A 22,270-nucleotide genomic window follows, 5' to 3' on the forward strand; every position below is an offset into this window, starting at 1 on the left:
GACTCCCTTTCGTCGGGGCGGGTCAACGGGTGCCGATCCGGTGGGCCATGGCGGCGACGGTCCGGGCGGCGAAGACCAGGCGCGGGGGAACCCGTACGCCGGTCTCGGCGGTCAGCCGCAGCGCGACCCGCACCGCGGACAGCGAGTTGCCGCCGAGGCGGAAGAAGTTGTCGTCGGCGCGGATCTCGTCGACGCCGAGCACCTCCCGCCAGACCGCCGCGACGAGCCGCTCCGCCTCGCTCAGCGGGTCACCAGCGCCGTGGAGCGGGTTCTCGGACCGGGCCGGGCTGCTCCGGTCGGCGGGGTCGTCCGGTGCCGGCAGGGCGGCCCGGTCGAGCTTGCCGTTCGGGGTGAGTGGCAGCGCGTCGAGCACGGTGATGCTGCTCGGGATCATGTAGTCGGGCAGCAGCGTGCCGAGGTAGTCGCAGATCTCCGGGTAGCCGGGCGCGCCGTCCGGCGCGGTCAGGTACGCGGCCAGCCGGAGCTCCGCGTCCGGCCCGGAACCGACCGGGTGTGCCACCACGGCCGCGTCGCCCACGCCGGGGCAGCCGGCGAGCGCGGCGGCGACCTCGCCCGGCTCGACCCGGAACCCGCGGATCTTCACCTGGTCGTCGGCGCGGCCGGTGATGTCCAGCGTGCCGTCGGCGTTCCACCGGCCGATGTCGCCGGTGCGGTACATCCGGGCGCCGGGTGGCCCGGCCGGGTCGGGCAGGAACCGCTGCGCGGTGAGCCCGGGGCGCCCGACGTAGCCGAGCGCCAGCCCGTCGCCGGCCATGTACAGCTCGCCGGGTTCGCCGTCCGGCACCGGCCGGTACCGTCCGTCGAGCAGGTACACGTCCTTGTGGGCGACCGGTCGGCCGATCGGCACGGCCGGCGCGTCCAGATCCGCCGGGCGTACCTCGTGACAGGTGGTGAAGCCCATGCTCTCCACCGGACCGTAGCCGTTGACGATCCGCAGCTGCGGGTGCCTCTCGCGCAGCCGGCGTACGTGGGCGACGGAGGCGCGTTCGCCGCCGGTGAAGACCACCCGCAGCGGCGTGAAGATCTGCGGGAACTCGTCGACCAGGAAGTTGAACAGGCTCGCCGACAGCTGCAGCTGGGTGACGCCGTGCCGCAGCACCAGGTCGGTCATGGTCTCCGGGTCGGGGCGCTGCCCGGGGTGCAGCACGGTGACACCGCCGAAGAGCAGCGCACCGTACAGTTCCAGGCCGAACGCGTCCCAGGAGACCGGGGAGCACTGCAACCACACCTGATCGGCGTCGAAGTCGGCGTACCGCTGGTCGAGGTAGGTGGCGGTGAGGGCGCGGTGGGTGGCGGTGACGCCCTTGGGCCGGCCGGTGGATCCGGAGGTGAACATCACGCAGGCCACCGCGTCGGCGGGCACCGCCAGGTCCAGGTCCGGTTCGCCGCCGGCCTCGGCGTCGGTCTGCTCGGCGGCGGCCCCCGCGTCCCGGATCATCTGCCGGGTGACGGTGAGGTGGGCGGCGCAGTCGGCGATCGCGTCGGCGCGGCGGGCGGCCGGCAGCTCCGGGTCGAGCAGCGTGTAGCCGGCGCCCGCCTTGAGCACCGCGAGCAGGGCGGTCACCAGATCGGCGTCCCGGTCGACGAGGACCGCCACCACGGCGCCGGGCGTGACGCCGTGTGCCCGCAGGTGGCGGGCGAGCCGGTTGGCGCGCGCGTTCAATCCGGCGTAGGTGAGCCGGGTGTCGCCGGCGATCACCGCGACCGCGTCCGGTGCCTGCCGGGCCCGCCGCTCGAAGAGGGTGTGCACGGGCAGATCGCGGTCGGTGCCCGCCCCGGCGTGCGCCGGGGAACGCCCGGCGACGGCGGGTGCCGTGACCGCCTCGGCGTCCGGGTCGGCGGTCAGCGTCTCCAGTGCGGCGAACCAGTGGTCCCGCAACACCTCCAGGGTGGCGGCGTCGAACAGGTCGGTGTCGAACTCTATCCGGCCGGCAAAGCCGACCCCGTCGTCCTCCACCGACCAGGAGAGGTCGAACCGGGAGACGTTGTTGACGTGCAGTCGGCGGGTGACCGGAATCGCGCCCAGCGGCGGCGCCTGCGGCGTGGCCTGGTGCATCTCGAAGACCAGCTGGAACAGTGGATGCCGGGCGTCGGTGTGTGCCGGCCGGATCCGGTCGACGATCTCCTCCAACGGCACGTCCTGGTGCTGGTAGCCGCCCAGCGCCGCCTCCCGGACCCGCTCCAGCAGGTCCCGGCCGGTGTCGCCGGCCGCCAGCCGCAGCCGCAGCGGCAGCAGGTTGATGAAGTAGCCGATCAGCGGCGCGAACTCGGGCCGGTCGCGCAGGCTCACCGGGGTGCCGACGACCAGGTCGTCGGTGCCGTCGTGCCGGTGCGCGGCCAGCGCCAGCCCGGTCAGCAGCACCATGAACGGGGTGGCGTCGGCGGATCGGGCCAGCCGGCGTACCGCGTCGGCGAGCGCGTCGTCGAGGGCGAACCGGCGGTGGTCGAGGCGGTGGCCGGGCGTCGCGGGCCGGGACCGGTCGGGGCGGATCGTCGGCCCGGTCGGCGCGCCGCGCAGCCGCTCCACCCAGTAGTCGGATCGGCTGCCGTCGGTGCCGTCGTGGGTCCACCGGGCGTGGTCGCCGTACTGGATCGGCAGCGGGGCCAGGGTGTGCCCGCGCCCCTCGTACGCGGCCCACAGCTCCCGCTCCAGTACTGGCAGCGAGCCCTCGTCCCAGACGATGTGGTGGAAGACCAGCAGCAGGCTCGCCGTGGTCGGCGAGGTACGGATCAGCCGGGCCCGCAGCAGCGGCCCGGTGGCCAGGTCGAATGGACGGCTCACCTCGGCCCGGATCAGCGGCTCGGGATCGGCGGCCGCGCTGACCGCCAGCCGCACTCCGACGCTGTCGTGGATCACCTGCCGGGGCAGCTCGCCGTCGAGCGCGAACGTGGTCCGCAGCGCCTCGTGCCGCTCCACCACCAGCCCGATCGCCCGCTCCAGCCGGTCGGCGTCGACCGGTCCGCCGAGTTCGAACACCCACGGCACGTTGTACGCCGGGCTGCCCGGCTCCCAGCAGTCGGCCAGCCACAGTGCGCGTTGGACCCGGGAGAGCGGGGCGGTCGCCGCCGGCTGGCGCTGCGGGCCGGGGCGGGGGGCCTGGCCGTCGTCGAGCCGTTCCTGCACCGCGTCGACGAACGCGCCGAGCGTCGGCGCCTCGAAGATCGTGTACGGCGAGACCGGGCCGAACACCTCGTACACCCGGCCGGCGACCCGGACCGCGGTCAGCGAGTCGCCGCCGAGGTCGAAGAAGCTGTCGGTGAGGCCGACCCGGGCGACGCCGAGCACGTCCGCCCAGATTCCGGCGACGAGCTGCGCCGCCGGGGTACTTGGGGCGACGAAGGTGTCGTCCGGCCTGGAGTCGGCCACCGGTTCGGGCAGCGCGGCCCGGTCCAGCTTGCCGTCCGAGGTCAGCGGCAGCGCGGCCAGCACGGTCAGTGTCGCCGGCACCATGTGCTCCGGGAGCCGGTCGGCGAGGAACGCCCGGACCTCGGCCGGGTCCGGCTCGGTGCCGGGCACCGGCACCAGGTAGCCGGCCAGCCGCTGCCCGGTCTCGGCGCTGCCGTGCGGCACCACCGCGCAGGCGGCGACCGCCGGGTGGGCGCCGAGCGCGTGGCTGATCTCGCCGGGCTCGACCCGGAACCCGCGGATCTTCACCTGGTCGTCGGTGCGGCCGACGAACTCCAGGCCGTCACCGACCCGCCGGACCAGGTCGCCGGTGCGGTACATCCGGGCGCCGGGCACACCGGCCGGATCGGGCAGGAACCGCTGCCCGGTCAGCCCGGGACGGCCCAGGTACCCGGCCGCGAGCAGGTCACCGCCGAGGTACAGCTCGCCCTCGTCCGCCGGCCGCAGCCGCGCGTCCAGGACGTGCGCGCGCCGGTCGCCGAGCGCCTCGCCGATCGGCACGCTGGCCCCGTCCGCCGGCACGCCGGACGCGGGCGCGTCCGGGTGGGCGGGGATCTCGGCGACCGTCGCGGTGATCACCGTCTCGGTCGGACCGTACGCGTTGAGCAGCCGCACCCCGGTCAGCGCGGTCCAGTCGGCGGCGGCGCGGGCGGCGAGCCGGTCACTGCCGGAGATCATCGTGTGCAGGGTGGCCGGCACCCGCGCCCCGGCCCGCAGCGCCGCTACCACCTCGTGGAAATAGCCGGCGGCGACGTTCGCCACGGTGATCCGTTCGGCGGCGAGGAGCCGCAGGAACTCGTCCGCGGAGAGCAGCCCGGCGGGCGGCGGCACCAGCTGGGCGCCGGCGGTGAGCGCCGTGGCGATCTGCTCGACCGCCACGTCCACCGTGGGCCGGGCCAGGTGCAGCACCACGTCGTCCGGCCCGATGCCGAAGCCTTCCCGGGCTGCCGCGACGTGCATGGCGAGCGCCCCGTGGGTGACCGCGACCGCCTTCGGCACCCCGGTGGTCCCCGAGGTGTACACCAGGTACGCCAGCTGCTCCGCCCGTGCCGCGGGCACCACCCCGGTGAGGGTTGCGGCGTCACCGGTGGTGGCCCCTTCGGCGGGGCCGGGTGCCGTGGTGAGGTCGGCCAGCCAGCCGGCCCCGGGCCGGGCCGCGTATTCCGGCGCGTCCTCCGCACCGGTGTCGGCGTGGTCGTCGCGCGCCAAGCTGGTGTCGGTGTGGTCGTTGCCTGCCGTGCCGGTGACGGCGTCGGTGAGCAGCAAGCGGGCGTCGGCGTCGGCGAGGATCGCCTCGGTCCGTGCGGCCGGCGCGGCCGGGTCCACGGCGAGGTGGACCGCGCCGGCCCACCACACGGCGAGGGTGCCGGTGACCGTCGCGAACCGGTCGGTTCCGGCGACCGCGACGACGTCGCCGGTGCGGACGCCGGCGCCGGTCAGCCGGGCCGCCAGCCGGCCGGCGCGGCCGACCAGCTCGCGGTAGGTGACCCGGCGCTCGCCGAGGCGCAGCGCGATCCGGTCCGGCTCCCGCGCCGCGATCCGGGCGATCCGCGCCGGCACGGTCGGCGTCGTCGCGCCGTGCGGTGGACCGGCGATCGGCTCGGTGTCCGGGCTGGCGGGCGCTGCCCCGACCGGACCGGTCCGCTGGTCCGCGCCGGTGCCCGGCCGCTGCTGGACCGACATTGTCTTCACCCCGAATCGGAGAACGCACTTCATTGGATGACGGCCGTGCGGCAGCCGGAGGCGATGCCCGGCCGGGCGGCGACGGCGGTGGGCCGGCGTCGCGTACGACGTGTCGGGAACGACCGTAGGGGCCGGCCGGCTCGGTGAGCGGCAGCTCGACCGGCAGCTGTGCGGAAGAACCGGCGGTGGCCGCCGCGGCCGGGTCCTCCGTGGACAGCTCGGGAGTGACCCCGTCGGTGCGGGCGGCGGCGTCGTCAAGCTGCCGCCAAGCTGCCTCCGCGGCTGCCGCAAGCCGGTCGGCGCCCTCGCTAGCGTCGGCTGTCGATTAGTGGCGGGGCCGGACGGAGCCGCCGCAAACCACACACCCCACCAGTCGAACGAGCCACACGTGTCCGGGCGATCCGGCGGCGAGGTGGCACTGGCGCGAGAGGAAACAAGCGCGATGGGTACCACAAGCGTCACTGCGCTCGACCCGATCACCTGGGTTCGCGAGCCCGGTCGGCCGGCGACGGCCGAGATCGCCGGGCTCGACGACCTGCCGACGGCGTTGTCCTGGCTGGCCGAGGCGGAGCCGGCGCTGCGCGCCGCGCTGCACGAGTACGGCACGGTCTTCCTGCGCGGCCTGCCGATCGGCAGCGTCGAGGACTTCGGCCTGGTCCGGGACACGCTGATGCGCGGGCGTACGCCGTACCGGGAGAAGGCCACGCCGCGCAGCGACTTCGGCAACGGCGTCTTCTCCTCCACGGACCTGCCGGCGGCGCAGTCGATCCGGATGCACAACGAGAACAGCTACACCCTCACGTTCCCCGGTCTGCTGATGTTCGCCTGCCTGATCGCACCGCCGGAGGGCGGCGCGACGCCGGTCGCGGATTGTCGGGCGGTGCTGCAGTCGCTTCCGGCGGAGCTGGTCGAGCGGGTCCGCCGTACCGGCTGGATGCTGTACCGCAGCTACTCGGAGCACATCTCCACCGACTGGCAGACCGCGTTCGGCACCGACCAGAAGTCCGACGTGGAGCAGTACTGCGCGGAGAACCTGATCGACTGCCGCTGGCAGCCCGACGGGCACCTGCGCACCAGCCAGCGCCGTCCCGGCCTGATCAGCCACCCGGTGACCGGTGCCGAGGTGTGGTTCAACCACATGGCGTTCTGGAACGAATGGGCGCTCGACGACGAGTTGCGGGAGACGCTGATCGACGAGTTCGGCCGCGACGACCTGCCGTTCAACACCGGCTTCGGCGACGGCACGCCGCTGACCCGGGAGGATCTGGCCGCGCTCGACGAGGCGTACCGGGCCGCGACGGTGCGGCAGACGTGGCGCCCCGGTGACCTGATGCTGGTGGACAACATCCTGAACACGCACGGCCGCGACCCGTTCCGCGGCGACCGGCGGATCCTGGTCGCGATGGGCGAGCCGGTCGAGCTGACCGACTGCGCGCCCACGGTGGCCCCGGCCGCCGGTCCGGTGGCCGACGCCGGCGGGGAGGCGGCGCGATGAGCGGCAGCGACCTGCTGACGCGCTTCCGGGACGCGGTGCGCCGCGACCCGGAGCGGACCGCCGTGCGGGACACCGCCGGCGCGCTGAGCTTCGCCGCGCTCGACCGGCGCACCGCCGCGCTGGCCGAAGCGCTGCGCGGGTACGGCATCGGCCGCGGCGACCGGGTCGGCGTCTGCCTGCCGCGCGGCACCGACCTGCTGGTGGCGATGCTCGCGGTGTGGCGTGCCGGTGCCGCGTACGTGCCGCTGGATCCGGCCTACCCGGCGGACCGGTTGGCGTTCATGGCCGACGACGCCCGCCTCGGCGCGCTGGTGACGGCGTCGCGTCCGGCGTGGCTGTCGGCCGACGTGCCGGCGATCGCGGTCACCGACTCCGCTGCCGACTCGCCCGCCGGTCCGGCGTTCGTGGACGCCGAGGTGACCGGCCTGGATCCGGCGTACCTGATTTACACGTCCGGTTCGACCGGCCGTCCGAAGGGCGTGCTGGTGCCCCGCGGCGCGGTGGCCGCACTGGTCACGGCGCTGGAGCGGGCCGGCATGTACGCGGCGGCGCCGCGGGTGGTGGCGTGGAACGCCAGCGCCTCGTTCGACGCGTCGGTGCAGCAGTGGGCCCGGGTCTGCCGGGGCGACAGCGTCGTCGTGCTGGAGCAGGAGCACCGTACGGAGCCGGAGCGCCTGGCGGCGTGGCTGGCCGAGTGCGCGGTGACCGACCTGGACCTGACGCCGTCGCACTGGGATCTGCTGCGGGAACGGCTGCTCTCCACCGAGCGTCCGTTGCGGCTGTTCATCGGCGGCGAGCCGATCCGCGAACCGGTGTGGCGGGAGATCGCCGACGCCGCCGCCGAGGGGCGCCTGGACGCGGTGAACGTCTACGGCCCGACCGAGTGCACCGTGGACGCGACCGCCACGTGGATCGCCGGACCCGGCGGCCCGCACATCGGCACCGCCCTGACCGGCGTGGACACCCACGTGCTGGACGAGCACCTGGGTGCCGTGCCGGTGGGGGAGCCCGGTGAGCTGTACCTGTCCGGTCCCCGGGTGGCGCTGGGCTATCTGGGCCGGCCGGGGCTGACGGCGCAGCGGTTCGTGCCGGCGGTCACCGGTGTGCCGGGCGCCCGGATGTACCGCACCGGCGACCGGGTGCGGCGGCGCGCCGACGGCGTGCTGGAGTTCCTCGGCCGCGCCGACGGGCAGGTGAAGCTGCGCGGCTACCGGGTGGAACTGGGTGAGATCGAGGCGGCGCTGCGGGCCTGCGCCGGGGTGAGCGCGGCGGCGGTGGTGCTGCGTGAGCTGCCCGGCCGTGGCACCCAGCTGGTCGGCTACCACGTCTCGACGGTGCCCGCGGCGACGCTGCGGGCGGCGCTGGCCGAGACGCTGCCGGAGTACATGCTCCCCGGTGACCTGGTCCGGTTGGCGGCGTTGCCGCTGACCGCGAACGGCAAGCTGGACCCGGCGGCGTTGCCCGACCCCACCACCGAGGACGACACCGACGGCGGCGCCGGTGACGACGCGCCGATGGGCGCGGTCGCGCAGGTGATTGCGGAGGTGTGGGCGGAGGTCCTTGGCCGCGACCGGGTCGGCGCGGACGACGACTTCTTCGCGCTCGGCGGGCACTCACTGGTCGCGTTGCGGGCGGTGGCCCGGTTGAAGCGGACGTTCGGGGTGGCGATCTCCACGCGGGACGTCTACCGGCATCCGCGCCTGTCCGAACTGGCCCGGCACGTCGAGGAGCTGGCCGGTGCGCGGGGCGAGGCGCTGACCGCCGGCTGAGGCCGGCTGATCGAGGGGGAGACGCGCATGCGCGACATCGACAACATCGTGGTGCGGGCCCGGCCCAATCCGCAGGCCACCCGTACGCTGGTCTGCCTCGGCTTCTGCGGCGGCGGATCCGGCGGGTACCTGCCGTGGGCGGACGTGTTGCCGCCGGACGTGGAGTTGGCGACGATCTGCTATCCGGGCCGGGACGGCCGGTTCCTCGACCCGTACGCCGAGGACTGGAACGCGTTGGCCGAGGACGCTCTCGCCGCGGTGACCGTCGCCGCGTCGCTGCGCCCGTACGTGTTGTTCGGGCACAGCATGGGCGGGTGGATGGCGGCCGACGTGACCAGCCGGCTGGAGCGCCGGGGCGGGCCGCTGCCCGAGGCGCTCGTGGTGTCCTCGGCGAACGCGCCCAGCCGGGGGCTGACCCCGCGGGACATGTTCCCGTCCCGGGAGGACAGCGACGGCGGCCTGGTGGACTGGATGCGGGTGAACGGTCTGCTTCCCGACTACGTGCTGGACGACCCGGACCTGCGCGAGATGGCGGTCGAGCTGATGCGGGCCGACATTCGGGTGCGCGACACGTTCACCTGGACCGAGGGCAGCGAGCTGAGCGTGCCGCTGCAGGTGCTCACCGGCGACCGGGACACGGTGATCGCCCCGGACACCGTCGCGCAGTGGCGGGTGCTGGCGCGGGGCGGGTTCCGGCACGACGAGCTGCCGGGCGGCCACTTCTACACCCCGCCGGTGTGGCGGGAACTGCCCCGGTACATCGCCGCGCTGGCCCGGGAGCCGATCGGGTCGTGACTCGCGGGACGGCGCGGGTCGCACCCCGGCGTCGGCGGAGCACCTCGCTTCGCCGCGCCCGGGCGTGACCCGCGCCGCGTGGTGTCAGCGGTCTAGACACCGATTTGGGGTGGAGGTCTGGCTTCGGACCATTGGGAAGCTTCTGGGAGCGAGCGTAGGGCCAGCAACGCCGACGAACTGGCCGAGTACGTGCTGACCCTGGCCCGGGCCCACGTGGCCTCGACGCGACCGACCGAGCCCTGGTGTGGCCGTGGCGGCACCGGTAGGCCGCGTTTCCGTGACTGAGCTGGGATTCCATGCTGCGCCCACAGGTTCCGCAGCGCAGCAACCCGGCCAGCAGAGTCGACACGGTCGGTGGATCGACCCCACGTATGATCCGGCGAACTATCGTTCTTGGCCTCCGATCATGTAACCGGGCAGGAGCAGTCTCCATGGAACTGCGGTACCACCAGCGTGCGGTGGCTCTGGACGGCGTGGAACCGGTGGTCTCGGCGGAGGCGGACGCGCTCCTGGACCGGCTCGAGGCGCGGCACGGCGTGACCCTGCCCGCAGCGGTGCGGGAGTGGTATCGCCTCGAAGGCGCCGTCGAGATGCTGCGGCGCCGCGCCAACGGCGACCACCCGTACAAGGTCGAAGACCTGGGCAACATCGAGGTGTACCACTTCGACAGCGAGGAGCTGGAGGAAGAGGAGGAGCGGACGTACGACCCGGTCGCTGACGGCCTGCTCCCGGTGATGGTGGAGAACCAGGGCGTCTGGTACTGGGCGGTGCGCCTCGACGGCAGCGACGACCCCGAGGTGGTCGCGGCGATGGACGAGGTCGCCCCGCACAGCGAGTGGCAGCCGTTCGCGTCGAGCTTCTCCGACTTCGCGCTCATCCGGGTCTGGGACGACCCGGGCGACGCGGGCTGCAGGCTGTCCGGACGTTCCCGTGGCCTCGAGCCGGACGAGTTGGCCGGAATGGGCGCGGCGCTGGAGCGACTGCCGGACACCTTCAAGCACATGAAGCGGTTCGAGGGGCGCGACGGCCGGCAGCGGATCCAGCTGGTGGACTTGGGGAGCGACAAGTGGTCCCTGGAGCTGCTGTGGGCGGAAACCGAGGAACTGCTCGCCGAACTCGTGACCACGGTGGTCGCGCGGACCGGCGTGACCGTCGACGACCTGCGGCCGGTCTACAACGACCCGGTAGGGGCGCGGGTTCTGGCGGCTCTGCGGACGCAGGCCTCGGATATCTGCGGCTAGGCTGCGATTTCGTGTCGTCGCCCGGGGATCCGTCGCAGCCGCAGCACGCCCCGTACACCGCGGGACCGGCGCATGTGCCCCCCGCCCCGCGCAAACTCACCCCGGGTGCCCGGAGGCGGATCTCCAGGGCTGGGCCGAAGCCACCGAGGTCACCGTGCTCTACCTGCCGGACGACCCCAAAACCAACGTGCTATACGTACCCTGATCGGACACGTTAGACCCCATATCGATCTTTGCGCCCGCCGCGACCTCCGTAAGCACGGCGGCGACTGGGCAGCCGAAGGGCGCCGACAGCGCGGTGACGGCCCGCAGTTCGTGCCGGTGCTGGAAGGGATGTGCGTGACAGGTGATCAGATCGGACGAGACGATGAACTCCTCAACCCATGGTCATCGGTCACTGATGGCCGGCCGGGGCGACAGCCAGACGAGCCGCGCGGCGTAGCATGGCCCTGACGACCAACGGGTGGAAGAGGCGCACCACACCGAGGTAGGCGCGACCGCCCCGCGAACGAACCGTGGCGTGCGTGGAGAGTGTGACGGTCGTGCTGTCCTCTGCCGGCTCCACCAGCACGCTCGCGCGGAAGTCCAGGTGCGGGGCGTCGACGCCGAGCAGGACCTCCCGCTCGGTGCGGGCCACGGTCTCGAAGACGGAGGTGTCGCCAGGCTCGATGCCGAACGGGGTGACGAGTGCGTTGCGCAGGCGCAGCATGGCGGCGACCGCGGGCGGCGGGTTGCGGAAGATGCCATCGGCCCAGGTCTGCGGATCGATGCTCGTCCCTCGTGGGACACGCACGGCAAAGGCGTCGGCGAGATCCGGGTGGGGCAGCGCGGCGTGCAACAGGGCGGCATTTTCGGGTACGGGCACCGCCCGTAAACGGACGCTCTCGAACGCCACGGCCAGGCGCGCGCGCAACGGGTATCGCACCGGCTGGGCGACCGTGCCGGTAACAGTGCGCTCGGCGTTGTCCAGCAGGTGTTCGAGAACGGTGTCGTGGCAGACGCGGACTGCGGCCGGCCACAGCAGTCGCATCATGCCGACGGGACGGGCGGCGAGGCGGTGCCGCAGCACGCATGAGGCCGGTCCGCGATCCAGGACCTCGAAGGTATGCGTGCCGGACAGGTTGATCCTGGAGCCGAACGTGAACTCCACGCGCCGGCGCGGCTCGTACGCCGTCACGTGGTAGCGGACCGGCCCGTGTCCGCCATCGGCGCCGACGCCGAGCGGTCGATCGAACCGCATGGGGAGCCAGGTGGGCGATGGCCAGAGCAGGTCGTCGGGCCCACCGAGCCGGTCGAGCAGCCGACCGACGTCGGCGGTCGGCGCGGCCAGCACACGCTCGTGGACATTCTCGATCACAGCCATCACACCTCCATACGGTGGCGTATGTTCTTCCGTACCGTACCGTATGGAGATGGTCGAGCGCCGCACCCGCAAGCAATCCGTGAACAGGCTCACCGCGGACGATTGGACGTCCGCCGCCTTGGACGCCATGGCCCGCGGCGGCCTCGCAGCGGTAGCGGTCGAGCCGCTCGCCACCCATCTGGGCGCCACGAAGGGCAGCTTCTACTGGCACTTCGCCAATCGGGACGCCCTCATCGAGGCCGCCCTGCGACGCTGGGAGACCGACCACACCGACGCGGTGATCCTCCTGGTGGAGGCGCAACCTGACCCGCTGGCGAAGCTGCGGACCCTGATCGCGACAGTGATCGAGTCGACGGCGAACCCGGCCGATTCCATCGAACTCGCCATGCTCGCCACCGCCGACCACCCGCACGTCGCCCCGGTGCTGGCCCGAGTGACGGAACGACGGGTCGCGTACACGGCAGAGCTTTTCCAGGCGCTCGGCCTGCAGGCTGAGGCGGCTCGGCACCGAGCGCTGCTGGCGGTCAGCGCCTACCTCGGTCACGCCCAGCTCGCGCATGCCACGCCGCAGGTCGTGCCCGGCACCGCGGCGGAGCGCAGTAGGTACATCGACCGCATCATCGACCTCGTCACGGCGCGCTGAGCTTCACTGCTGGACTCGATCAGGGCAGGCGGTCATCGCACAGTCGTGAGTGCCGGGCCCAGTCGGGGAAGGTCGACGTGGCTCGCGGCACCTACCGCTGGGTATTGAGGAAGCCGACGGCGGTGGCGGTCCACCAGCCGGCTTGCGAGATCATCACCACCAGGGCGGCGGCCAGCAGGAGTCCGCGCGGAGGGATGTTCCCGTTCAGGTCCACGAGACGACGCTGCACCTGCCACCCGCAGAGGCCGTTGATCGCCACGGCAAACACGGCGACCAGTTTGACGATGGTCAAGGGCGCGGACGTGTCAGGCGCGAGAACCACGCCGCTGATCGCCAGTCCACCCAGGCCGAGCCAGATCGGCAGGTGTACGCCCTGCGCGACCTGCACGACGGCGGTCAGCGTCTGCCGTCGCAACAGCCACATCAGACCGAACCAGTCCAGCGTCAGCACCGCGCCGAAGCCCAGCACCAATGCCGCCAGATGAGCGAACAGCGCGACCTGCTGGACGTTCGCGCTGGCCCGCACGTGTGGGGCGGCGAGGAACATCGCCGTCCAGCCTGCGGACAACGCCAGCGCCAGCAGACAGGACCGGCTCCGACGTCGTGGCCGGGAACGATGCGATCGGGTGGCGCGCGCGCCCCCGTCCCGAGCTGCCATGGCGATCTCCGCGTGCTTGGAGAGCGGCCTACATCGATCGTCTCGACGTAGGTGGGCGATTGTCCGGTACCCCGTTCGGACCCCAGTGGGCCGCAGCGGCGTGGGCGGGCCGGGCACTGCCGCGGTCCGCCCGTTCGGCGCCGCCGGTCCTGCGCTCAGCGTCCGTCAATCGCGATCCAACCGGTCATGATGCCCATGACCTTCTCGTGCGGGTGGTCGGCGACATAGCGGGCCGCGACCTCCAGGACATCGCCGCGGCGGATCGTCGCGACCGGCGAGCCGACGCACGGCGGCGCGCTGGAAATCTCCGGATTGCCATGCGGGTCGATGAACTCTGGGGATCCGCCCGACACCACGGTGACTTCGCAGACGGGTCGACCCGTGGTCAGGTTGGTGGTCGTGATCGTCCTACCGCCGTGGTGCAGGTGGCCCTTCATGTAGACGATCTCGCCGCTCACTGTGGACCGCCAGCGTGCCGTTCGGGTGGTGTCCCCGGCGGGGACGTCGTAGGCGGGGTAAAGGCAGCTGACCACATCCAGCCACATCGGGGTGACCGGGGTCAGGCGCCGCGCGGCGGGGCCGGTGACATAGGTGTACTCGAAGGAGAGGTAGACCGTCTTCTCCTCGTGGGCGTGGTTCATCAGGTCGAACACCATGGTCCAGCGGTCGCCCCGGTCGACTCGCATGCCGTACCCGGCGGGCAGCGTCACCGGGGTGCGTTCGTTGCCGGACGAGAACACGCGCTTCGGGCCCAGCCCGCCGAGGCGGCACACCAGGTCCGGCTCGCCGAGTTGGCCGATCACGGCGTGGTGCAACATCGGGCCGGTGTTGACGTTGGCGGTGCTGCCATCTTCGTACACCAGGTTCGGTCTGATCGCCGTCACCATGCAGTCGGTGCACGGCTTCTCGACGTTGAAGGCCAGCTGGTTCCCGGTGCTGCCCATCTCGTCGTGGGTGTGGCCGGTAGCGGCCGGAAGAGTCCACGGACCGTACCGAACGGTCCTCGTCTCGGTCGCCGCGACCCGCAGGTCGCCGTTGTCCGCGGCGTTCGCCGCCGGGCTGTCGGCGACCGTGGTGGCGGCGACGGCGACCGCGAGAACCATCGTCAACGTCCGTCTACGTAGAGACACCACGTCCTCCTTTACTGCGCGATACTCCCGAAACAGGTCCAAAAATGGACGCATATGGATAGTGACCGTTCAGTAACCTGATGTGGCCAGGATGGCCAGCATTGAAGACCGATGTCAATGGAAACGAGGTGCCACCATCGTGCGGCGAAAGGAATCGCCGGGTCCGACCGCTCAGTCCGAAGTGGGCGAGGCCCCGCGCGACGCCGAACCTGCACCTCTGTCGACTTCCGGCGTGGCCTCGTCCACCGTCAATCCATGATCGCGGGCGAGTGCCAGCAGGGCGACGCGCAGCTGCGGTACGGGCAGCGACGTCACCGGACCGTCGAACCAGCGCGCGATCGCCGTCCCGCCGACCACGCTGAGCATGAAACGGGCGAGGTCCTCGGCGACGGCCGGCCGTTCGGCGAGGCCGAAGACGTGGCCGAGTGACTCCGTTGCCCACTGCCGCAAGGCCAGCCGATACCGCCCCAGCTCTGCGATTGCCGTGGCGCCGGTGCCCTCCTCCAGCATGCCGATGCCGAGCAGCAGCCGTAGGTCGTGTGGATGGCGTTCGAACGCGGCACTGGCGCCGTCGAGGAACGCCGTGAGCCGATCCCCGACCGTGTCGCCGGCCGGGATTCCGGGAAGCGAACTGACGAGATACCGGCGGGCACGACGGAGCACAGCGAGAAAGATCCCGTCCTTGCTGCCGAAGTGCCAGTAGATCGAGCTGGCCGGTGACCCGCAGGCGGCCGAGATCTTCGAGATGGAGGTACCGGCGTAGCCGAGCCGCGCCATCAGCTCCGTCGCCGCGTCGAGGATCGCTTCGGGGCCGGGCGCCCCGGCGTCGTGGTGGGCGGCGTCCTTCATAGCGTCGAGCCTATGTCGACGGCCACGGGTTGCGACATGGCGGTGCCGCCGCGGCGGATCCCGAAACAACACATCACCGTATTGGTCAACCTGGTCGGGCCTCGCCCAGGCAGGCCGTCTTCGTCGGACTACGTCACCTTCCACCGGTGATTTCCTCACCTCGCCGGGTGCTTGTGGGTTCAGGCAAATGACGGCTCGCAGGTCTACTAGGGAACGGCGAAACGGCCGCGCTTCTCGGGTACCTTGCGAAGCATGGATCTCATCTCACACCTGCCGACCGAACGTCGTCGTCAGGTCGAAACTCGGCTGCGTCACGACCTCATCGCGTGGCTGACGAGCGTGCGACCCGACGGGCAACCGGTTAGCGTCCCCGTGTGGTTCCTGGTGCGCGACGACGGGACGATCCTGATCTACAGCCAGCCCGGGAAGGTAAAGCTGCGCAACATCGCCGCCAACCCACGGGTAAGCCTGACCCTGGACGGCACCGACCTCGGCCGTGACGTCGTGCGCATCGAGGGCGTCGCCGCAACCGTCGACGACCAGCTGACCGCGGATCGGGAGCCGGCGTTCCAGGCGAAGTACAGCGAGCGGATCCAGACCGTGTTCGGCACGTCCACGCGCTTCGCCGAGCTTTACAGTGTCGCCCTGGTCATCACGCCGACGAAGCTGCGCGCCTGATCGCGGACTTGCCGGCCGTGGTGACCAGTCCAGGCCTGCGCGCTGCCCTGGACGACGTGGCGTCCAGGGCCGCAGCCCGGATCAGGCGGCCGAGGGCGGCCGACCGAAGGAAGATGATCATGTTTTACCGTCGCGGACGCTACGACCGGCTAGCGGGCAGGCGCCGGAGCTGGCTAGCCGCCGTTCGCGTTGTCCTGCGCCGCCTTGATCTGCTCGGCGAGATCCAGACACTCTTCCGTCGGCACTCCGAGGTAGGACTCATCGTCGATGGCGTGGATGCATCGCCTCGATGCATTGCAGCGCCCAGCGCATCCGGGGTACGGCGGTCTCCGGGTGGTCGCCGTACTCGCCGGCAACCTCGATAGCGCAGCCGCGGGTACCGCGATGGGCGCGCACCGAACGGCGGATGGCGTCGGTGACCTCGGCTGGGCCGGGCTGACCGAGGGCGGACAGTGGGCTGGTGAAGAGGGCCTCTGCGCGGGCGGCGTTAAGGAGGTCGGTTGATTGGTTCATGATGCATGCCCTTCTTCTCTGGCGTGATGGTGTGCCGCGGAGGCGCCCGAGGGGCTGCCTCCGCGACACACCGTTGGTTACGCCGGGCTAGTGACGGATGAAGCTCTGTCGTTCCAGCCGTAGCCGTATAGGCGGAGGTCGCCGATGTTCCGGTAGGCGGGAAAAACGATCTGGTCGCCGCCAAATTCGATGTCGGCGAATAGCCGAGTGTTGTAAGCCCCCGTGGTGAGGGACGAGATCCGGTCGTTCCAATTTGCCGTGCAAACCGGGGGGATGATCGTGCAGTGTGCCGGCAGCGTCCTGAGATCGGCGACGGGCTCGTAAGGGCCGCGGGTGAAACGGTCACCACTGTAGTAGATGTCCTCGTAATAGGTCACTGTGGTCGATGCGACCCGTGTGTGTTGCGCCCGTAGTTCGTTCGCTTGTCGGTCCATTTGCGCGGCGGCTCGATCGTAGTCGGACTTGTCGGTGTAGCCGTGCATCACGCCGCGTGCCAAATCGTCAGCGGAGACCGTGAAGAAGTGGACGGTCGGCGCGATGCGGGCGAAATCCTGTGGGCTATAGCGTTTACCGGCAACGATCACCGGGATCTGCGGTGTCATCGTCGTCGCCATGGAACGATCGGTGGGCGGGGCTGGTGACGGCGTCGTGTCCGCCTGCGCTGCGCCGGCGGTGGCAGCGGCGATACTGCCCGTCAGGGCAGCCACGGTGCTGATCTTTGCGAGGTGCCAGCGGATAGAAGAGTTTCGCATTTCAATCCTCCTTGGAAGATGGGCGGAAAGGCTCATCCGAATCGATGGATGATTGGGAATGTCAGGAGAACTGGTTGTAGTGGATGCCGTTTCCGGTGCTGCCGCGTGTCACGAGGTACAGCTTGTTGTTGTAGCTTGTGACGGCGGGTGCGTTGAGGGTCAGGCCGCCGCCGGGAACCGAGTGGGAGCCGTTCCACGATGTTCCGTTGAAGGAGGCGAAGTGGAGGCCGTTGTCGGTGCCGCGTACGAATGCGTACAGCTTGTTGTTGTAGGTGGTGACGGCGGGTGCGTCGAGGGTTAGTCCGGCTTCGGGAGCGTGTGTCCAGCCGGCCCACGACGATCCGTTGAACGAGTTGTAGTGGATGCCGTTTCCGGTGCTGCCGCGTGTCACGAGGTACAGCTTGTTGTTGTAGCTTGTGACGGCGGGTGCGTTGAGGGTCAGGCCGCCGCCGGGAACCGAGTGGGAGCCGTTCCACGATGTTCCGTTGAAGGAGGCGAAGTGGAGGCCGTTGTCGGTGCCGCGTACGAATGCGTACAGCTTGTTGTTGTAGGTGGTGACGGCGGGTGCGTCGAAGGTTAGTCCGGCTTCGGGAGCGTGTGTCCAGCCGGCCCACGACGATCCGTTGAACGAGTTGTAGTGGATGCCGTTTCCGGTGCTGCCGCGTGTCACGAGGTACAGCTTGTTGTTGTAGCTTGTGACGGCGGGTGCGTTGAGGGTCAGGCCGCCGCCGGGAACCGAGTGGGAGCCGTTCCACGATGTTCCGTTGAAGGAGGCGAAGTGGAGGCCGTTGTCGGTGCCGCGTACGAATGCGTACAGCTTGTTGTTGTAGGTGGTGATGGCGGGTGCGTCGAAGGTTAGTCCGGCTTCGGGAGCGTGTGTCCAGCCGGCCCACTGTTGAGACTGCAAAGCGAGCAGATTGCTGGAAGTCAGCTGGTGCGCCTGCTGATCGTTCGTCGTGCTGGCCAACGCGCTGTTGGCGCTACCGGTCAGGGCACTGCACACAACGAGGGCTGTAGCGGCGCAATAGATGGTCCGCCGCGTGAATCGTGTACTCACGTGATTTCTCCTCTGAGGTAGCGTTTGCGGGCCGGCAGCTGGTAGGACTTCGTGAGAGCTGTGGCGGCGCAAGGAATGATCCGCTGGTAAGTCGTGTACCCAGGCGTTCTCCCTTCGGTGTGGAGCCGATGGCGTTCCTCGACCGCCGCTCTGGCGAGGTTCCTTGGATGCTGTCCCGGGCATTCCGGCGTCAACACGATGACGGTGTCGAATTCCGATCCCGGTCGGCAGAGGCAGCGGTCCGGGCTCGGGCCGGGATCTCGGCGGCCGCGAGCCGCGCTGCGGGTTGGCGCATCGGGCCAGCGGACTGTGACGTTTGGTGGGCCGGGCGACGGTTCCCGGTGGGGTCGGGACGGGTGCCTCTGATGGCCGGGATCGCGGTCGGCCATGGTGTGTCCATGGGTGCAGCAGCTGTTCAGAGCGCTTCCACGCCGTCCGGTGCGGGTGAACGTTGGCCGCGGTGGCGGGTGTGGATCATCAGGATCTGGTACGGCCTGCTGGGGTTGTGGGCGCTGTCGATGTCGCAAGGGGTCGTTCGCCTGATCCTCGGCGATGCCGGCGCCGACGAACGGTTCACGTACGTCGTGGTGACCGCGTGGAAGCTGCTCGCGCTCGGCGGTGTCCTCGGAGTCAGCTGGACTGGGGGCCGCTCGGTCGTCGCGTTCCAGGCGGTCGTGGTCGGCTTTGTGGGCTGGTGGGGTTCCGAGTTGCTGTACGCGGTACACCCGGCGGACGCCACCCCGGCCGCCTCCATGATCGCGACGGTGGTGTTGTGGTTGCTGCCGTTGGTGCTGCTGCGGCCGCACCGCGGTGAGCTGGCTCGTTTCCATGCGCGACCCAGCGCGGTCCTGTTGCCGCTTGCCCTTGTCGCCGCGGTGCCGCTGTGCGTGTATGCGGTGCGCCAAGGTGACCTGGCGACCGGACTCAACGGGAGGGTCGAGGTCTACTACGTCTCCTCCGGACTCGGCCTTGTCCTCGCCGTTCAGGTGGTCTTCGCGGGGTTCCGGCCGCGGGGCAGCCGTTGGTTGCCGCGGTTCGTGGCGCTGGTCGCCGTCTGCACCGGTCTCGCCGCGATCGTCTGGCCGGACGACCTGACCAGTCCTGGCCGCGGGTGGGGCATTGCCCTCGTGTGTTGGGCGCTGCTTTTCATGGTCGGCGCCGAGGTGGAGGTCAACCGTGACCCGCCATGAGCGGCGTTGGCGGCACGGCGCAACCAGCCGTACGTCGCGGGGATGGGCGATGCCGGGCGTTTCGGACGGTTTGGTGCGGACGGGGCGTCTTGCGTCGCTTCACTTGCTATTGCCGGCGTGGTGGATTCCTGGTCCGGTGCCGCGTCGGCGCGGCACGGCCCGCATGCGAGTGAGGTCTGGGTCTGGGCGATGTGCGGGCATAGGCTGAGAGCCGGTGGGGGGCTTCGATGACCGCGATGCCGTTGACTTTGCCCGCCGGACCGCCGCAGGCGGCCGGGCGGCGCTGGTGGCCGTCCCCGCGGTCGGCGGCGCTGGTGGTCTGGATCGTGGCGGTCGCCGCGGCGGCGGGTGCGGTCACCTTCGTGTTGCTGGTGCATCGGTCCGGGCTGCCGATGCCCGAGGTGTATCTGGATAACATCTGGCCGGCGCTGGTGCTGCCCGCCGTGGGATTCGTGCTGGTGGGGCGCGGTCCGTACCGGATGATCGGCTGGTTGTTCATCCTGGGCGGGCTGAGCGCGGGTGTGGCGGCGTTCGGATTCGCGTTCGCGGCGTGGGCGGTGCCGCGTCCGGGCCTGTACGGGTGGGCCGGCGCGGGGGTCTGGGCCGCCAAGTGGGCGTGGATGCCGGCAGCGCTGGGGGCGTCCCTGGTGGTCCTGCTGTTGCCGGATGGCCGGATGCGCGGCTGGCGGCGGCCGGTCTTCATCGCCGGGTGGGCGGCGATCGGCGCACTCGCCGTCGTCTCGGCACTATCGGGATCCACGGCTACCGATCCCACCACCGGCGACACGGTGGCGTTGCCGAATCCGCTGGCAGTGCCCGCACTGGAGCGGCTGATCTGGCCGGTTCTTATTGTGGCCTGGGCGGTGCTGTTGGGTGCGCTTGTGGCCGGGGTGGGGTATCTGAGCTGGCGATGGCGGCGAGCCACCGGCCGCGAGCGCACTGGCCTGGCCGTGCTGACCGTAGCCGCGTGGCTGCTGCTGCCCTGGGCCGAGGTGCCCGTCGTCGGGAAGTGGCTGGAGATACTAGTCGTTCCGGTGTTCGCGGTGATGGTGGCGGTGGGGCTGTTGCGGTACGGCGATACCAGCGTCGACCGGGTGCTCGGCCGCAGCTACCTGTGGGTCAGTTTGACGACCTGCGTGGTCGCCGGGTATCTGCTGGTGGTCACCGTGTTGGCGGCGGTGATGCAGCGGGCGACCGGGGTCAGCCTCGCGGTGGCCGCGAGCGGGGTGGTCGCGTTGCTGATCGCGCCGTTGCGGACTCGGCTGCAGCGCAGCGTGGACCGGCTGCTGTATGGCGCGCGCGCCGACCCGTACGCCAGCGTCGCGGCGTTGTCGGCGCGGCTGGAAGGCAACGTTTCCGCTGATGAGGTGTTGCCGGCGGTGGCCCGCACGATCACCGACGAGCTGCGGCTGCCGTACGCGGCCTTCCACCTCAATGGTCCGGACGGGGAGGTGGCGGTGGCTGAGCACGGGATGGTCCGCGGCGACCTGATCGTGCTGCCGGTGGAGTATCTCGGCGCGCCGGTCGGGAACCTGGTGGTGTCCACCCCCGGCCGTGGGGTGGCGCTGCGGGCCGCTGAACGGCGCCTGCTGGCTGACCTGGCCCGCCAGTCCGGGCCGGCGGCGCATGGCGTGGCCACCTTGATGGAGCTGCGCCGGTCACGGCAACGCCTGGTCGCCGCGCGGGAGGAGGAACGTCGCTCGTTGCGCCGGGAGCTGCATGACGACCTGGGCGCGATGTTGACCGGCGTGGCGTTGGGCGTTGACGCGGCCGGCAATCGGGTGGCGGCCGGGTCACCCGCCGCGGAGCAGCTCAGCCGCGTCCGGATCGTGGTGTCCGCGGCCGTGGACGGCCTGCGCCGCATCATCGACGGGTTGCGGCCGCCGGCGTTGGACGAGGTGGGCCTGGTGGCGGCGATCCGTGACGGTCTCCTGCCGCTGTCGAACGGCGGACCCCACCTTGAGGTGGACGCGGAATCGTTGCCGGCGTTGCCACCGGAGGTGGAGGTCGCCTGCTACCACGTGGCTGTCGAGGCCGTCCACAACGCGATACGGCACGCCGGTGCCCGGCGGGTGACCGTGTCGCTGGCGGCCACCGACGGGCGCCTCGAACTCACCGTGGCCGACGACGGCCACGGCATCGAGCCGGCCGCCGATCAGGGGCAGGGGCTGACGACGATGCGTCAACGGGTGGAGGAGATCGGCGGGCGTTTCGACCTGGCCAGCGGACCGGACGGGACGACCGTGTCCGCCACCCTGCCGACGGGCAGCCGGCCATGACGGAGAGACTGCGGGTGCTGCTGGTCGATGATCACCCGGTGGTCCGCGACGGGCTCCGGTGGCTGTTCGAGTCCGCTGCCGGCGTGGAGGTCGTCGGCGAAGCCGCCGACGGGCAGACCGCGGTGCGACTGGCCGGCGACCTGGCACCCGACGTCGTCCTGATGGACCTGGCCATGCCCGGCATGGACGGCCTGGAGGCGACCCGCCAGGTCAAGGCCGCATCGCCGGACACCGCCGTCCTCGTGTTGACCATGTCCGACAATGACGCCTCGCTGGTGGCGGCGGTGACCGCCGGGGCCAGCGGGTACGTGCTCAAGGGCGCCGGGCAGGAGGACCTGCTACGGGCAACCCGGGCGGTCGCCGACGGGCAGGCGATGTTTGGCACGGGGGTGGCACGACGGCTACTGACTCTGGTCAAAGCCGCTCACCCCGGCGGAGGCGTCTTCCCCGAGCTAACCGTCCGCGAGCGTGAGGTCCTCGAGTTGATGGCCCGCGGGCAGGGCAACGCCGAGATCGCCCACCGGCTCATGTTGTCGGAGAAGACCGTCCGTAACAACGTGTCGACCATCCTCACCAAGCTGCACGCCGCCCACCGCGCCCAGGCAGTTGCACGAGCCCGCGACGCCGGCCTGGGTTCGCCGAATCCCGCGTAAGGTCGGGACGGCGCCTCTGCCGGTCGGGACACCGCGCGCCTCACCTGTGCCAGCAGAAGTCCATCTTGGCTGCTGCTGGCACGGAACCTCGGCAA

17 protein-coding genes and 1 pseudogene are annotated in these 22,270 nt (G+C 71.2%); 9 read left to right on the top strand and 9 right to left on the bottom strand.

Translation table 11 applies throughout. The features are described from left to right. Positions 1–22: 22 nt before the first annotated feature. Positions 23–5,110 carry a non-ribosomal peptide synthetase gene (locus EV385_RS26235; protein WP_130511854.1) on the bottom strand — a complete coding sequence of 1,696 codons (5,088 nt, stop codon included), beginning with the start codon at positions 5,108–5,110 and terminating at the stop codon, positions 23–25. 442 nt (positions 5,111–5,552) lie between these two features. On the opposite strand from EV385_RS26235, the gene EV385_RS26240 reads away from it, so the two are divergent. The 3 genes from EV385_RS26240 to EV385_RS26250 are packed head-to-tail and all read left to right on the top strand — an operon-like array spanning position 5,553 to position 9,169. Next, the gene (locus EV385_RS26240) at positions 5,553–6,605 is read left to right on the top strand and encodes a TauD/TfdA family dioxygenase (RefSeq protein WP_130511855.1); all 1,053 of its coding nucleotides are present in this window, start codon (positions 5,553–5,555) and stop codon (positions 6,603–6,605) included. After that, positions 6,602–8,374, top strand: coding sequence for a non-ribosomal peptide synthetase (locus EV385_RS26245; protein ID WP_130511856.1), 1,773 nt, complete (start codon positions 6,602–6,604; stop codon positions 8,372–8,374). Before EV385_RS26240 ends, EV385_RS26245 begins: the two co-directional genes overlap by 4 nt. A 27-nt stretch (positions 8,375–8,401) precedes the next feature. Further along, entirely contained in the window at positions 8,402–9,169 is a 768-nt protein-coding gene (locus tag EV385_RS26250; RefSeq protein WP_130511857.1) for a thioesterase II family protein, read from the top strand. A gap of 247 nt (positions 9,170–9,416) precedes the next feature. Here the strand turns inward: EV385_RS26250 and EV385_RS36185 are convergent. Continuing rightward, positions 9,417–9,602 (bottom strand): annotated as a pseudogene (locus EV385_RS36185) (recombinase zinc ribbon domain-containing protein); the annotation flags it as partial. Here EV385_RS36185 and EV385_RS26260 point away from each other — a divergent pair. Then, positions 9,601–10,410 carry an SMI1/KNR4 family protein gene (locus EV385_RS26260; RefSeq protein ID WP_165449602.1) on the top strand — a complete coding sequence of 270 codons (810 nt, stop codon included), beginning with the start codon at positions 9,601–9,603 and terminating at the stop codon, positions 10,408–10,410. The pseudogene EV385_RS36185 and the gene EV385_RS26260 sit on opposite strands and share 2 nt — an antisense overlap. Before the next feature lie 394 nt (positions 10,411–10,804). Here EV385_RS26260 and EV385_RS26265 read toward each other — a convergent pair whose 3' ends face one another. Next, positions 10,805–11,866, bottom strand: a complete 1,062-nt coding sequence (locus EV385_RS26265) for a DUF2867 domain-containing protein (protein ID WP_242625082.1) — start codon at positions 11,864–11,866, stop codon at positions 10,805–10,807. Here EV385_RS26265 and EV385_RS26270 point away from each other — a divergent pair. Then, entirely contained in the window at positions 11,823–12,416 is a 594-nt protein-coding gene (locus tag EV385_RS26270; RefSeq protein ID WP_130511859.1) for a TetR/AcrR family transcriptional regulator, read from the top strand. The genes EV385_RS26265 and EV385_RS26270 overlap by 44 nt on opposite strands. Positions 12,417–12,507: 91 nt before the next feature. Here EV385_RS26270 and EV385_RS26275 read toward each other — a convergent pair whose 3' ends face one another. The 3 genes from EV385_RS26275 to EV385_RS26285 all read right to left on the bottom strand — a co-directional run bounded on the left by EV385_RS26275 (position 12,508) and on the right by EV385_RS26285 (position 15,053). Beyond that, the gene (locus tag EV385_RS26275) at positions 12,508–12,963 is read right to left on the bottom strand and encodes a hypothetical protein (RefSeq protein WP_130511860.1); all 456 of its coding nucleotides are present in this window, start codon (positions 12,961–12,963) and stop codon (positions 12,508–12,510) included. A 266-nt stretch (positions 12,964–13,229) separates the two neighbouring features. Beyond that, positions 13,230–14,204, bottom strand: a complete 975-nt coding sequence (locus tag EV385_RS26280; RefSeq protein WP_130511861.1) for a hypothetical protein — start codon at positions 14,202–14,204, stop codon at positions 13,230–13,232. 171 nt (positions 14,205–14,375) lie between these two features. After that, positions 14,376–15,053: a TetR/AcrR family transcriptional regulator gene (locus EV385_RS26285; protein ID WP_130511862.1), complete on the bottom strand. Its 678-nt coding sequence runs from the start codon at positions 15,051–15,053 to the stop codon at positions 14,376–14,378. Positions 15,054–15,305: 252 nt separating this feature from the next. Here EV385_RS26285 and EV385_RS26290 point away from each other — a divergent pair, with 252 nt between their 5' ends. Continuing rightward, positions 15,306–15,731, top strand: coding sequence for a TIGR03667 family PPOX class F420-dependent oxidoreductase (locus tag EV385_RS26290; RefSeq protein WP_130511863.1), 426 nt, complete (start codon positions 15,306–15,308; stop codon positions 15,729–15,731). Positions 15,732–15,989: 258 nt separating this feature from the next. Here the strand turns inward: EV385_RS26290 and EV385_RS26295 are convergent, their stop codons facing one another. From EV385_RS26295 to EV385_RS26305, 3 genes are all read right to left on the bottom strand, one after another. After that, positions 15,990–16,244, bottom strand: a complete 255-nt coding sequence (locus tag EV385_RS26295) for a hypothetical protein (protein ID WP_130511864.1) — start codon at positions 16,242–16,244, stop codon at positions 15,990–15,992. 77 nt (positions 16,245–16,321) lie between these two features. Beyond that, positions 16,322–16,996, bottom strand: coding sequence for a hypothetical protein (locus tag EV385_RS26300; protein WP_130511865.1), 675 nt, complete (start codon positions 16,994–16,996; stop codon positions 16,322–16,324). Positions 16,997–17,057: 61 nt separating this feature from the next. After that, entirely contained in the window at positions 17,058–17,999 is a 942-nt protein-coding gene (locus tag EV385_RS26305; RefSeq protein WP_207229954.1) for a DUF8189 domain-containing protein, read from the bottom strand. 419 nt (positions 18,000–18,418) lie between these two features. On the opposite strand from EV385_RS26305, the gene EV385_RS26310 reads away from it, so the two are divergent. The 3 genes from EV385_RS26310 to EV385_RS26320 all read left to right on the top strand — a co-directional run bounded on the left by EV385_RS26310 (position 18,419) and on the right by EV385_RS26320 (position 22,175). Then, complete coding sequence (locus tag EV385_RS26310; RefSeq protein ID WP_130511867.1) at positions 18,419–19,243, top strand: hypothetical protein; 825 nt, start codon at positions 18,419–18,421, stop codon at positions 19,241–19,243. Positions 19,244–19,479: 236 nt separating this feature from the next. Next, entirely contained in the window at positions 19,480–21,522 is a 2,043-nt protein-coding gene (locus tag EV385_RS26315) for a sensor histidine kinase (protein WP_165449605.1), read from the top strand. Next, positions 21,519–22,175, top strand: a complete 657-nt coding sequence (locus tag EV385_RS26320; protein WP_130511869.1) for a response regulator — start codon at positions 21,519–21,521, stop codon at positions 22,173–22,175. The genes EV385_RS26315 and EV385_RS26320 overlap by 4 nt, the downstream gene beginning before the upstream one ends. The last annotated feature ends 95 nt before the right edge of the window (positions 22,176–22,270 follow it).

It is taken from the genome of Krasilnikovia cinnamomea, from assembly GCF_004217545.1.
Lineage (GTDB): Bacteria > Actinomycetota > Actinomycetes > Mycobacteriales > Micromonosporaceae > Actinoplanes > Actinoplanes cinnamomeus.

Coding starts and splice junctions, on each gene's coding strand:
- EV385_RS26235 (WP_130511854.1), bottom strand. CDS start 5,110: ATGTCGGTCCAGCAGCGGCCGGGCACCGGCGCGGACCAGCGGACCGGT.
- EV385_RS26240 (WP_130511855.1), top strand. CDS start 5,553: ATGGGTACCACAAGCGTCACTGCGCTCGACCCGATCACCTGGGTTCGC.
- EV385_RS26245 (WP_130511856.1), top strand. CDS start 6,602: ATGAGCGGCAGCGACCTGCTGACGCGCTTCCGGGACGCGGTGCGCCGC.
- EV385_RS26250 (WP_130511857.1), top strand. CDS start 8,402: ATGCGCGACATCGACAACATCGTGGTGCGGGCCCGGCCCAATCCGCAG.
- EV385_RS26260 (WP_165449602.1), top strand. CDS start 9,601: ATGGAACTGCGGTACCACCAGCGTGCGGTGGCTCTGGACGGCGTGGAA.
- EV385_RS26270 (WP_130511859.1), top strand. CDS start 11,823: ATGGTCGAGCGCCGCACCCGCAAGCAATCCGTGAACAGGCTCACCGCG.
- EV385_RS26275 (WP_130511860.1), bottom strand. CDS start 12,963: ATGTTCCTCGCCGCCCCACACGTGCGGGCCAGCGCGAACGTCCAGCAG.
- EV385_RS26285 (WP_130511862.1), bottom strand. CDS start 15,053: ATGAAGGACGCCGCCCACCACGACGCCGGGGCGCCCGGCCCCGAAGCG.
- EV385_RS26290 (WP_130511863.1), top strand. CDS start 15,306: ATGGATCTCATCTCACACCTGCCGACCGAACGTCGTCGTCAGGTCGAA.
- EV385_RS26295 (WP_130511864.1), bottom strand. CDS start 16,244: ATGAACCAATCAACCGACCTCCTTAACGCCGCCCGCGCAGAGGCCCTC.
- EV385_RS26300 (WP_130511865.1), bottom strand. CDS start 16,996: ATGCGAAACTCTTCTATCCGCTGGCACCTCGCAAAGATCAGCACCGTG.
- EV385_RS26310 (WP_130511867.1), top strand. CDS start 18,419: ATGGCCGGGATCGCGGTCGGCCATGGTGTGTCCATGGGTGCAGCAGCT.
- EV385_RS26315 (WP_165449605.1), top strand. CDS start 19,480: ATGCCGTTGACTTTGCCCGCCGGACCGCCGCAGGCGGCCGGGCGGCGC.
- EV385_RS26320 (WP_130511869.1), top strand. CDS start 21,519: ATGACGGAGAGACTGCGGGTGCTGCTGGTCGATGATCACCCGGTGGTC.